The sequence below is a fragment of the Bacillus sp. JZ34 genome, from assembly GCF_053903205.1.
Map to the genome: position 1 here is coordinate 1,648,334 of NZ_CP096403.1, position 12,188 is coordinate 1,660,521.

The 12,188-nt window shown below is 45.3% G+C and carries 13 protein-coding genes; 9 read left to right on the forward strand and 4 right to left on the reverse strand.

All coding sequences use genetic code 11. The features are described 5' to 3' along the window. Positions 1-79: 79 nt before the first annotated feature. Genes M1D90_RS08390 through M1D90_RS08400 form a run of 3 tightly spaced genes read left to right on the forward strand, consistent with a single transcriptional unit; the run spans position 80 to position 2,125 of the window. Positions 80-856: a metal ABC transporter ATP-binding protein gene (locus M1D90_RS08390; RefSeq protein WP_023855223.1), complete on the forward strand. Its 777-nt coding sequence runs from the start codon at positions 80-82 to the stop codon at positions 854-856. Beyond that, a complete protein-coding gene (locus tag M1D90_RS08395; protein ID WP_023855222.1) occupies positions 856-1,716 on the forward strand; it encodes a metal ABC transporter permease in 861 nt (286 codons plus the stop codon). Before M1D90_RS08390 ends, M1D90_RS08395 begins: the two co-directional genes overlap by 1 nt. After that, positions 1,694-2,125, forward strand: coding sequence for a Fur family transcriptional regulator (locus tag M1D90_RS08400; protein ID WP_035338384.1), 432 nt, complete (start codon positions 1,694-1,696; stop codon positions 2,123-2,125). The genes M1D90_RS08395 and M1D90_RS08400 overlap by 23 nt, the downstream gene beginning before the upstream one ends. Positions 2,126-2,195: 70 nt before the next feature. On the opposite strand, the gene M1D90_RS08405 is transcribed toward M1D90_RS08400, so the two are convergent. After that, on the reverse strand, positions 2,196-2,780 hold the full coding sequence (locus tag M1D90_RS08405) for a 5' nucleotidase, NT5C type (protein WP_026579293.1): 585 nt from the start codon (positions 2,778-2,780) through the stop codon (positions 2,196-2,198). Between the two features lie 137 nt (positions 2,781-2,917). Between M1D90_RS08405 and M1D90_RS08410 the strand changes: the two genes are divergently transcribed. Then, on the forward strand, positions 2,918-3,289 hold the full coding sequence (locus M1D90_RS08410) for a hypothetical protein (protein WP_023855219.1): 372 nt from the start codon (positions 2,918-2,920) through the stop codon (positions 3,287-3,289). 37 nt (positions 3,290-3,326) lie between these two features. On the opposite strand, the gene ispG is transcribed toward M1D90_RS08410, so the two are convergent. From ispG to M1D90_RS08425, 3 genes are all read right to left on the reverse strand, one after another. Continuing rightward, on the reverse strand, positions 3,327-4,445 hold the full coding sequence (gene ispG, locus M1D90_RS08415) for a flavodoxin-dependent (E)-4-hydroxy-3-methylbut-2-enyl-diphosphate synthase (RefSeq protein ID WP_085959519.1): 1,119 nt from the start codon (positions 4,443-4,445) through the stop codon (positions 3,327-3,329). A gap of 106 nt (positions 4,446-4,551) precedes the next feature. After that, positions 4,552-4,857, reverse strand: a complete 306-nt coding sequence (locus M1D90_RS08420) for a LysM peptidoglycan-binding domain-containing protein (RefSeq protein ID WP_026579294.1) — start codon at positions 4,855-4,857, stop codon at positions 4,552-4,554. 84 nt (positions 4,858-4,941) lie between these two features. Further along, complete coding sequence (locus M1D90_RS08425; RefSeq protein WP_128822561.1) at positions 4,942-5,700, reverse strand: DUF1189 domain-containing protein; 759 nt, start codon at positions 5,698-5,700, stop codon at positions 4,942-4,944. A gap of 158 nt (positions 5,701-5,858) precedes the next feature. On the opposite strand from M1D90_RS08425, the gene M1D90_RS08430 reads away from it, so the two are divergent. The 5 genes from M1D90_RS08430 to M1D90_RS08450 all read left to right on the forward strand — a co-directional run bounded on the left by M1D90_RS08430 (position 5,859) and on the right by M1D90_RS08450 (position 12,136). Then, the gene (locus tag M1D90_RS08430; RefSeq protein ID WP_026579296.1) at positions 5,859-6,341 is read left to right on the forward strand and encodes a DUF456 domain-containing protein; all 483 of its coding nucleotides are present in this window, start codon (positions 5,859-5,861) and stop codon (positions 6,339-6,341) included. A 182-nt stretch (positions 6,342-6,523) separates the two neighbouring features. Continuing rightward, on the forward strand, positions 6,524-7,132 hold the full coding sequence (sodA, locus tag M1D90_RS08435; protein WP_003183541.1) for a superoxide dismutase SodA: 609 nt from the start codon (positions 6,524-6,526) through the stop codon (positions 7,130-7,132). A gap of 382 nt (positions 7,133-7,514) precedes the next feature. Beyond that, positions 7,515-8,801, forward strand: coding sequence for an MFS transporter (locus M1D90_RS08440; RefSeq protein ID WP_023855214.1), 1,287 nt, complete (start codon positions 7,515-7,517; stop codon positions 8,799-8,801). A 101-nt stretch (positions 8,802-8,902) separates the two neighbouring features. Then, on the forward strand, positions 8,903-11,026 hold the full coding sequence (locus tag M1D90_RS08445) for a peptidoglycan D,D-transpeptidase FtsI family protein (RefSeq protein WP_456283349.1): 2,124 nt from the start codon (positions 8,903-8,905) through the stop codon (positions 11,024-11,026). Positions 11,027-11,245: 219 nt separating this feature from the next. After that, positions 11,246-12,136 carry a phosphate ABC transporter substrate-binding protein gene (locus M1D90_RS08450; protein WP_031304750.1) on the forward strand — a complete coding sequence of 297 codons (891 nt, stop codon included), beginning with the start codon at positions 11,246-11,248 and terminating at the stop codon, positions 12,134-12,136. The last annotated feature ends 52 nt before the right edge of the window (positions 12,137-12,188 follow it).

A 12,188-nucleotide genomic window follows, 5' to 3' on the forward strand; every position in this document is an offset into this window, starting at 1 on the left:
TGGCTTGCTGCTTTTTGGCTGCCATTTTCTTTTTGTGCGATAAATCGTAATGATTCTGGAGAAGTTGAAGGTGAACGTATTGAAACAACCTATTATTGAAATGAAGCATGTATCATATTCCTATGATCATCGAAATGTGATAGAAGATATCAATTTAAACATTGAAGAAGGGACTTTTCTCGGCTTGGTCGGTCCAAACGGATCGGGAAAGACGACATTGCTGAAATGCATTCTGGGGCTGATTAAGCCGCAGACAGGCGAACTTAATTTGTTCGGCGTCCCTCTCAGAAAATTTAAGGACTGGAGCAAAATCGGCTTTGTATCCCAAAAAGCAAACAGCTTTAACACCGGTTTTCCCGCTTCCGTATATGAAGTGGTGGCAAGCGGTTTAACAGCGAAGCTCGGCTTATTCAGACGCATGTCCAAAGCCGATAAGCAAAAGGTGGATGAAGCGATCGAAGCCGTCGGCATCACGTCCCTGAAAGACAGGAACATCGGCGAGCTTTCGGGGGGACAGCAGCAAAGAACTTTCATCGCGAGAGCGCTTGTGAGCGAACCGAAGCTGCTCATTCTTGACGAGCCGACGGTTGGAGTCGATCAAAAAACAGTTGAAGGGTTTTACAAGCTGCTGGAGAAGTTGAATCGTGAAAAAGGCATTACACTCATTCTTGTCACCCATGATGTCGGCACGGTTTCCGATAAAGTCACACACGTTGCCTGCATGAATAAACATCTTCATTTTCACGGCAATACAGAAGAGTTTGAGTCCATGACAGATCAAGACTTGTCTCAATTTTACGGGCATGATGTTCAAGCCATCAGCCACAATCACCATCATCATGGAGGACACGAATAATGCTGACACCTTTTTTTCATTATGAGTTTTTGCAAAACGCTTTTATTTCAGGAATATTAATCGGCCTCATCGCGCCCTTGCTCGGTGTATTCATCGTTGTCAGGCGCCTGTCGCTGATCGCAGATGCGCTCAGCCACGTCTCTTTAGCCGGCATAGCAGCGAGCCTGTATGCAGGCAAACAGTTTGCAGTACTCGCCGGCGTCAGCCCGATCTATTTCGGAATGGCGTTTTCCGTTGCCGGATCTTTGATTATCGAGAGGCTGAGAACGGTTTATAAACATTATCAAGAGCTGGCGATCCCGATTATCATGTCGGGGGGAATCGGGATTTCCGTTATTTTTATTTCGCTTGCGGACGGATTTAATACGGATCTGTTCAGCTATCTATTCGGCAGCGTCAGCGCTGTTTCGCGGGAAGACATGCTGGTGATCGTCGGAATTTCCGCGGCCGTTTTGATTGTGGTGTTTTCCCTTTTTAAAGAGCTGTTTCTTCTGTCGTTTGATGAAGAGCATGCTAAAGCTTCGGGGATTTCCGCAAAGTGGATTCATTTTATATTTATTTTGATCGTTGCGCTTGTTATCGCCGCCTCTATGAGAATCGTCGGTACGCTTCTCGTTTCAGCGCTGATGACGCTCCCTGTCGCTGCGAGCATGCGCATTGCCAAGGGGTTTAAGCAGGCGATCTTCTTATCGATTCTATTCGGTGAACTTTCCGTCATCGTCGGCCTGGTGCTTGCTTATCATCTCGATCTTGCGCCGGGGGGAACAATCGTGATGCTGTCGATCTTTATCCTGATACTGTGCATCAGTTATAATAAAATCAAAAGGAGGATTCGCCGTGAACGTACAGGAAGCGCTTGATTTACTGAAGGAAAAAGGATATAAATATACAAGCAAACGGGAGGATATGCTTCAGCTGTTTAGTGATTCTGATAAATATTTAACGGCGAAAAACGTCCTTTCCGCTTTAAACGATGATTATCCAGGGTTAAGCTTTGATACGATCTACAGGAATTTGTCGCTGTTTGAAGAACTCGGCATTTTGGAAACGACTGAGCTTTCCGGTGAAAAGCTGTTTCGCTTTAAATGTTCTTCTGCTCATCACCACCATCATTTTATTTGCATGATATGCGGCAAAACGAAGGAAATCGAGCTATGCCCGATGGAAAAGCTGACAGACGATCTTGACGGCTACCAGATCAGCGGCCACAAGTTTGAAATTTACGGAACGTGCCCGCGATGCGAAGAAAAAAGCGCAGAAGCGCAGTAAAGAAAAGCGGCATATGGCGTTAAAAAGCCATATGCCTTTTTAACGCAAAAAGCATGTAAGAGACTTTATCTTACATGCTTTTTGCGCCTTTAATCGTTTTCTCGTTCTTTTTCAGCCATTGGGCGGCTTCAAGCCAGCTGTCGACTCTGACGATGTTTGAATCGATCGGAAGCTGATTATACGGCGTATTAAACAACAGAACCGGAATGCCTGCTTCTTTTGCAATCATGGTTGCATTCCCGTGGTGGTCCTCAAAGAAAACATCGATCTTATGCCTGAAGACGGCTTCCAGTTTATCGTGACCGCCGACAAGTTCTATATGGTCATAGTGAATGTCGCGTTTCTCGAACCAATCAAAGGTGATATCCTCCAGATGGTGTCTTCTTGCCGTAATGTATATCAGCTTATGCTGCTTTTTCAGCTCATCCAGCGTCTGTTTGGCATATTGAGCCAGCAATGCTTCCTGATAGATGCGGGGCTCGTTTTCGTTCATCCATTTCCAAAAATCTTCCTGGGATATATTCAGCAGCTTTGTTAAGTCATATTCCTTAATATCTTCCAATGTAATGGAGAGGCTGAACGACTCGTTCAAATAGGGAACAAAAGTATCCTGGGCAGTGATCGTTCCATCAATATCGATTCCTAAATGTAACATGTCCACACTCCTTATCATCCATTCCTCCAGTGTATCATAATCTTTTAACATTTACAGTAAAGTTTAGCAAACATGAATCGGGCTAAAATGCTTAAACTATAAATGCTCCTTTATGGATTAAAGAGGGGGGATATCGAATGGAAAGAGATCAAAATGTTCGCGGTCGTAACCGGGCCGGTTATGATGCTGACCTAGTCGATGCGACTTTAGATAATGATGACTTTTTAGAAGAAACAGCAGCAGAAGTTGCCCCGACTTATCGTACGGATAACAGGGACAACGGTGACGCGCGTAACGATGCCGATGCTGCCGGCGGACGCGTAACCGGGTATATCGCGCTTGCGCTTTCGATTATTTCCTTGTTTATGCTTCCAGTGCTGTTAGGAATTGCAGGGATCATTGTCGGTTATATAGCCAGAAGACAAGGAGCAGCTGGCTTAGGAGCATGGGCAATGGGTATCGGTGCAGTTTCCTTGGTGCTTGGCATATTCATCACCCCGTTTTTCTAACGGAAAAAGCTTGACGGATATCCGTCAAGCTTTTTGATTATGTGTTTAATTTTTCTTTTTCGGCCGCTTGTTTGGCATAATGCTCTTCGGCGAGCTTGTCGATTTCTTTTTTCAATTCCTCGACCATCGTTTCCTCAGGCACTTTCCGGACGATTTCGCCTTTGCGGAACAGGAGGCCTTCGCCGCGTGCGCCGGCAATCCCGATATCGGCTTCACGCGCTTCTCCGGGACCGTTGACGGCACAGCCGAGAACGGCAACTTTGATCGGTGCCTTGATTTTAGCAATGTAATCTTCGACTTCATTGGCGATGCTGATCAAATCGATTTCGATCCGGCCGCAAGTCGGGCAGGAAATCAATGTCGCTGCATTGGAAGCGAGCCCGAAAGATTTCAGGAGCTCCCTGGCGACTTTTACTTCTTCGACCGGGTCCGCGCTTAAAGAAATCCGCAATGTATTGCCGATTCCTTTTGAAAGGATCGCGCCGAGACCGGCGGCGCTTTTCACCGTACCGGCAAACAGCGTACCCGATTCGGTGATGCCTAAATGAAGCGGATAATCGAATGCTTTTGCCGCTTTTTCGTACGCTTCAATCGCCAGATTGACATCAGACGCCTTCATGCTGACGATGATATCGTGGAAATCGAGATCTTCAAGAATTTTAATGTGGTGCAGTGCACTTTCGACCATGCCGTCTGCTGTCGGATAGCCGTATTTCTCAAGGATTCGTTTTTCCAGAGAGCCTGCATTGACACCGATCCGGATTGGAATGCCCTTTTCCTTCGCTGCATTGACCACCGCTTCAACCTTTTCGCGGCGGCCGATGTTTCCCGGATTGATGCGGATTTTATCGGCTCCGCCTTCGATCGCTTTTAAAGCCAATTTATAGTTGAAATGAATATCCACGACAAGAGGGATGGATATCCGCTTTTTGATCTCAGGAATCGCGTCTGCAGCCCGTTCATCAGGACAGGCGACACGGACGATTTGACATCCCGCTTCCGCGAGTCTGTTGATTTCGGCGACGGTTGCTTCAACGTCATGTGTTTTTGTTGTTGTCATGCTTTGAATGACGACTTCGTTATTGCCGCCTATTGTTAAAGGTCCCACTTTAACGGGACGCGTTTTTGTACGATGTGTGATTTCACTCACTTGAATTCGCTCCTTAAGTATAATTCGGAGGCGGTTGCTCCTTTTCTTATACCAAATCGTTTACAAGTCTTATTGTAACAGCCCGTTCATGAAACTGACAAGAAATTAACGCTTATTCAGGATAAACGGGAAACTTGTAGGTGATGCCTGCTTGAATGCGGCTCGCCTTCACATTCGGATTCAGCGCTTCAAAATCTTCGGCTATTTTGTCGGCCGGAACGGCGCTGTTCCCGATGATTGAAAATACGGTCTGTCCGGGTTTGACGGTAACGGTCTTATATTGCAGGCTTGCAGCCGGAGCTTCTGCTGCCATGGTTGAAGCCGGCAAGGCGTTTTGAGGGATGGTGCCTGATTTCAAGTCATAATAAACAATGAACAGGGCGAGCAAAATCGAAAACAGCACAATCACACGTTTCATCTGATTTGTCCCCATTTCATGCATTTTTTATTATGTTACGCTTGTCCCTCTTTCAACATGACAATAAATTTGCTCCTTCCCGTTTTACTTTGCTGCTTTAGAAGACGGCGTCTCTTTAATGGCGAGAAACAGGATGATAAAGTTCACAAACCAGTTCAGGAGAAACTGACTTGGAACCACCGCCTCCAGCGCGTCCATAATTGCAAAAAACACGGTCGCGAGCGTGATCGAATAAGCAGACATCACCCAAAGGTGCTTATAGGAGAGCATTTTCTTCTGTCCATTGCGTATGATCAGCCCGATGACGGCAAGAACCGAGACATCAATGAATTTTCCGGCTGCTGTCGCCAAAAACAGCAGAACGCATAAGACGGGAACAATCACCGATTTATTTTGATCAACTAAAGAAAGGATATCGTCCTTGGACATGTCTTCGGGAAGCATGGTGTACGGCATTTCCTGAACTTGGCCGTCAATGGCGATGACAAACTTATCTTTCAGAATGCCGACGGAATTCCGTTTGTCTTCGATCTGTTTTGTTTTATAAGAGCCGCTCGGATCAAAAACGATGACAAATCCGAATGACTGTGATTCAATCGCTTTCTTTGCATCTGTTTGCAGTGAGCCGTCTTTTATGGAGAAAGCGGGGAATTCTTTTACAGCTGACTGAAAGCTGTTCATTGTATTCACCACTCCGCTGCTGATATGGTAAAGGTTCGGGAGAGCGGCGATGATGCTGAGCAAAAATACGTATAAAATCGTTTTCCCTATGCCTTGGAAACGCATTTTGCCAATCGAGTGAGGGGAATATGTACTTTTAAAAAATCGCTGAAATAAATTCATTCGTTTTTCACTTCCTATTTCTATAATGTATCTGCATTATTGTATCGTCACAAAAGGACGAATACAAGAAAACTTATCGATCAACAGGGGCTCTGGAAGTTTCCTTTTGGAAAAATGGGTATAATATGAAGCATCACAATCGATTGGAGGAGATTCGGATGGATGTTTTATATTGGATCATCATTGCGGCGATGTTCGTCATTGCGTTCATCGGCCTTGTTTATCCCATCATTCCGAGCGTCGTTTTCATCGTAGCCGGCTTTGTACTATACGGTTTTTTATTTACATTCGGGCATTACTCCTACCTGTTTTGGATCATTGAAGGCATTTTTACAGCCGTATTGTTTGCTGCTGACTATATTGCAAATCTCCTCGGTATTAAGCGCTTCGGCGGCAGCAGGGCGGCGATATGGGGCAGCACAATCGGCCTTTTGATCGGACCTTTTGTGATACCTGTGGCGGGCATTATTTTGGGGCCCTTTGTCGGGGCCTTGGCGGGTGAGATGATTGTCCATCAGAAGGATTTGAAAACAGCGGCCAGAATCGGGATCGGTTCATTGATCGGATTTATTTCAGGCGTTTTTGCGAAAAGTGTGATTCAGCTGATAATGATCGGCTACTTTTTATATACTGTGCTCTAAAATTTTCCCGTCCATGTTTAAAAAGAAGGGGAAAAGGATAAAGTTTAGTGAGCGCTTGAAATGCAACTGTGATCATTTTGTGAGCATTTCCATTGAAACAAGCCTTTTCTTTTGATACATTGAAAGAGGAAAGGCTTGCTAAAGGCGGCATTTCAATACATACAAATTAAGGAGGAATTGATATGGCTTACAAACTTCCAGAATTACCTTATGCTTACGATGCGTTAGAACCTCACATCGACAAAGAGACGATGAATATTCACCATACGAAGCACCATAACACATATGTTACAAAATTGAACGAAGCGGTGGCAGGCAAACAGGATCTTGAAAGCAAATCTGTTGAAGAGCTTGTTGCAAACCTTGATGCTGTACCGGAAAACATCCGCACAGCTGTCCGCAACAATGGCGGTGGACATGCCAACCACTCATTGTTCTGGAAACTTCTTTCTCCAAACGGAGGAGGCGCTCCGACTGGTGAATTGGCAGAAGCGATCAACAGCAAATTCGGCAGCTTCGATCAATTCAAAGAAGACTTTGCCGCTGCAGCAGCTGGCCGTTTCGGCTCCGGCTGGGCATGGCTTGTTGTCAATAACGGAGAGCTTGAAATCACAAGCACGCCAAACCAAGATTCTCCTCTTTCAGAAGGCAAGACCCCTATCTTAGGTCTTGACGTATGGGAGCACGCATACTACCTGAATTACCAAAACCGCCGTCCAGATTACATTAAAGCATTCTGGAACGTCGTGAACTGGGATGAAGTTGCACGCCTTTACAGCGAAGCAAAATAATCCAGTTTGAGAAAAGAGGCCCGCGAAAAGCGGGCCTTTCAGATTGTTGATAAAATTCCAAAACGACTTTTTGTTTTGGGATTTTATCATCCCTTTTCAGCGTGATTGAAAACCCTTGCAGTCTAGGAAGGCCGAGCATCGGAGCGGAGCGAATGTTGGGTTCGTGAGTACCGACGCGCAGGCCTGACAACGAATGCGAGGGTTTGTCGACACGCTGAGAGGCCCGCGGAAAGCGGGCCTTTTTATGTTGTTCGCGAAGCGGAGCGGCTGTTGAAGGACCGGCAAAAAGCCGGTCTGTTTGTTTTTCGTTTCTTTTGCTCTGAAGTACATAACTGACTTTTGATGAGACAGACTAATGATGATCAGTAAAGGGGAGTCAGTTATGAGCAGAATCAAAAACATAATAGGCGATGTTGAAGTAAACAGGGACCTCCTGCTGCTGCTTGCAGTCGGCGGCCTTTATTCTCTTAGCATTGCCCTTTCCAATACGTTTGTGAATGTATATCTGTGGAAGCAGTCCGGACAGTTTGTCGATTTGGCTATTTACAATTTGTCGATCGTCGTGATGCAGCCTATCATCTTTATGTTTGCAGGCCGCCTTGCTAAAAAAATCGACAGGGTGTTTATACTCAGGTTTGGCGTTTCGTTTTTGGCTGTATTTTATTTAACTGTGCTGTTGGCGGGGGAGAATGCGGGATCACGGCTTGTGCTGCTCGGCAGTGTGCTCGGAATTGGCTACGGATTTTATTGGCTTGCGTTTAATGTCCTGACATTTGAAATCACTGAGCCGGACACGAGAGATTTTTTTAACGGGTTTCTCGGCATTTTAAATTCCGGCGCGGGAATGATCGGTCCGATTGTCGCCGGCTATGTTATTTCACGGCTTGCTGACAACACGGGGTACACGGTGATTTTCAGCCTGTCCTTGGCTTTATTTTCAGTGGCTGTCATCACGAGCTTTTTTTTAAAGAGGCGTGAATCGCGCGGCCGCTACATTTTGAAGAAAATCTGGGCGGAACGAAATTCAGACCCGAATTGGCGCAGCATTACAAATGCTCATTTTTTTCAGGGGCTGAGAGAAGGGATTTTCGTTTTTTTAATCAATGTCTTTGTCTTTATTACGACAAAGAGCGAGTTGGCATTGGGGAAGTTCGGCTTGATTAATTCAGCTGTTTCTTTTTTTGCATACTATTTCGCAACGCGGCTTATTAAAAAAGGAGCGCGCAAAAAGGCGATTTTAATGGGCGGTCTCATCCTGTTCGGCGCTCTATTTCTGATTTTGTTTCATATGACGTATGTGACGCTGCTGCTGTATGCTGTAGCGATTGCGATCGGCTATCCGATTTTGCTCGTACCGTATTCATCGCTCACATATGATGTGATCGGTAAAGCAAGGTATGCCCGGAAAGCGCGGATCGAATATATTGTCGTCAGAGAGGTTTTTTTAAACATCGGACGGATTGTCTCGATCTTGGTCTTTTTGCTGCTCGTGTCGCTGCTGAAAGAAGACCTGGGCATTCCGGTTTCCCTCGTTTTGCTGGGGGCAGGCCACACGCTGATCTACTATTTCGTCAAAGATATCCGTCTGACAGAGCCCGCCCGCGAAACGGTCGGAAAAGATGCGCATAAACAAACAGCTGAACCCAATTATTTAGAAGGAAAAAGGTAAGCCGCAAGGGAAAATAGTAGAAAAATGCCGAAAAAAACTTTACAATAGATTTGGCACCTTTTCATAAGGTGTCTTTTCTTTATTTCAAAAAGGTGATGCTAATGATGAACAAAAAAATGAAAACTGAAAAACGTAAATCGCTCCCCATTAGATTGAACATATTGTTCCTGCTCGCTTTTATTATTTTCACCATCGTCGTCGTGCGCCTCGGCATGGTGCAGATCGTCTTTGGCGAAGACTATACGAACGAAGTGCAGAAGCAGGAAGAAGTCGATGTCTCGACAAGCGTTCCGCGGGGGAAAATATATGATCGGAACTTAAACACGATCGTGAAAAATAAACCGATGAATGCCATTACATACACAAGGACATCATCGACCTCTCAAGAGGACAGGCTCAAAATAGCAAAAAAACTTGCAGAAATGATCGAAATCGATACAGATAAAATAACGGAGCGCGATAAAAAGGACTACTGGATTTTAACGAGGCCGAAAAAAGCCGAGAAGCTCATCACCGATCAGGACCGGAAAAAAGTTAAGGACGGCAAGCTGAAAGAAGACGATTTATACCAGCTGCAGCTTGACAGGATTACGGAAGATAAACTGAAAGAACTGACAGATCAAGATTTGAAAGTCTTGGCAATCAAGCGCCAGATGGATTCAGGGTACGCGCTGACTCCGCAGTATATTAAAAACAAAGACGTATCGGCAAAAGAAATGGCGGTTGTCAGCGAACACCTGGACGAGCTTCCGGGAGTCGATGTGACGTCAGATTGGAAGCGGGATTATCCTTATAACGGTCTGCTCAGAACGATGATCGGCAGCATATCTGATTCAAATGAAGGGCTTCCGAAAAGTCTGCTTGATCATTATTTGTCGCTCGGCTACAACCGGAATGACCGGGTCGGAAAAAGCTACCTCGAAGCCGAATATGAAAATGTGCTTCAGGGACAGAAAGAGAAAGTAAAAAATATTACCGACAAATCAGGGGACATCGTCGATAAGGAAGTCATTTCCGAGGGGAAAAGCGGAAAAGATTTAGTCTTGACGATCGATGTTGATATGCAAAAAGCGATTGAAAAAATTATTGAGGATGAACTGAAGTCCGCCAAAGCCCAGCATAGCGCTCCGCTTCTCGACCGCGCATTCGTCGTCATGATGGACCCGCGAAACGGGGAAGTGTTATCGATTGCCGGCAAGCAGCTTAAAAACGAAAGCGGCAAATTAAAGGTTGACGACTATGCCCTCGGCGCGATGACGTCTTCTTATGCGATGGGCTCGGCTGTCAAAGGGGCCACTGTTTTAACAGGTCTGCAGACGGGAGCCATTAATTTAAATACGACTTTTCTTGATGAACCGCTTTGGATCGGTGACTCGCCGAATCCGAAAAAGTCATGGAGAGTGGGCTTGGGAACACTGGGTATCCAGGGAGCGCTTGAACAATCTTCAAACGTGTTCATGTTTAAAACGGCGATCGCCCTTGGTAAAGGTCAATATAAGGCGCACCAGCCTCTCAATCTTCAAACAAAAGCATTTGACACATTCAGGTATTATTTCAGCCAGTTCGGCCTCGGCGTCAAAACCGGAATCGATCTGCCAAATGAAGCAACAGGCTACAAAGGATCTCAAAGACTGCCTGGTTTCTTGCTTGACTATTCCATCGGACAGTATGACACATACACACCGCTGCAGCTGGCTCAGTACGTATCAACGATTGCCAATGGCGGGTACCGCATGAAGCCGCAGCTCGTGAAAGAGATCAGGGAGCCTGATTCGAAAAAAGGAATCGGGGCCGTTAAACAGTCCGTGCAGCCTGAAGTATTGAACAAATTAGACATGAGCGATCAATACATTAAAGAAGTCCAAAACGGATTCAGGCGCGTAATGACAAAAGGTACGGCAGCGGGTCAGTTTGCTTCTGCTTCATATAAACCAGCAGGAAAAACAGGAACGGCCCAGTCTTTCTATGACGGACCGGACAAATCGAAAACGGGAACACCGACATACAATACAACGCTTGTTGCCTACGCTCCTTACGATAATCCTGAAGTCGCAATTTCCGTCGTCGTTCCTTGGGTTTATAATGACTATGGCCAAAGATATTCAATTACAAACGAACTCGGCCGGAAAGTGCTTGATAAGTATTTTGAACTGAAATCAAAACAATCGAAAGAAAATACCGCCGAAAAAAATAAAGACAAAATCGAAAAAGAAGCTACAGAATAGGACTTTTTCATTAAAACACCTGCATTGAACCATGCAGGTGTTTTTTTGTGCGCCCGTTCCTTTCATCCGCATTCTATACAAAGTTCAAGCTTATTTTACAAAACCTTAATAATTCATTTAAACAAGATTAACACTGAAAAGTTACGCTATACCCGTAGGACAAATTACACATTTACGCGGGAGGATTAAGAAGTGAAACCATTTAAAAAAATCACACTGATGTTCATCATGTCCGTTTTAGTTGTCTTCGCAGCAGCTTGCGGAAGCAGCAGTACAAACAACAATGCAGACGAAGGCAAACAAAGCGATAAAGCAGAGAATAAGGCTTCAGGTTCTTTGACGATTTCGGGTTCTTCGGCGATGCAGCCTCTTGTTTTAGCAGCGGCTGAAAAATTCATGGATGAAAATCCTGATGCCGATATTCAAGTTCAGGCTGGAGGTTCTGGCACAGGTCTTTCCCAAGTGGCTGAAGGCACAGTCCAAATCGGCAACTCCGATGTCTTTGCCGAAGAAAAAGAAGGCATTCCTGCCAAAGAACTTACCGATCATCAAGTTGCGGTTGTCGGAATGGCAGCTGCGGTCAATCCTGAAGTAGGCATCGATGACATTTCGTTAGAGGATCTCAAAAAGGTATTCACAGGTAAAATCAAGAACTGGAAGGAACTAGGCGGGAAAGATCAAAAGATTACGCTTGTCAACCGTCCTGATTCTTCAGGAACCCGCGCGACTTTTGTTAAATATGCACTTGACGGAGAAACTCCGGCTGAAGGAATCACGGAAGATTCTTCAAACACAGTGAAAAAGTTAATCGCTGAAACGCCTGGAGCAATCGGATATCTTGCGTTTTCTTATATCAAGGATGACACTGTCACTCCGCTTTCAATCGACGGCGTTAAGCCGACAGCCGAAAATGTACAAAAAGGCAAATTCCCGATCTGGGCATACCAGCATTCTTATACGAAAGGCGAGCCTGAAGGCTTGGCGAAAGAATTCCTCGACTATTTGATGAACGATGACATTCAAAAATCCATCGTGACGGAGCAGGGCTACATTCCAGTAACAGACATGGAAGTCAAGCGCGATGCGAATGGAAAGCAAACTGATAAATAATTGACAATAGAAGGCGGGAAAGTGTGCTCCTGACACTTTCCCTCTTATGACT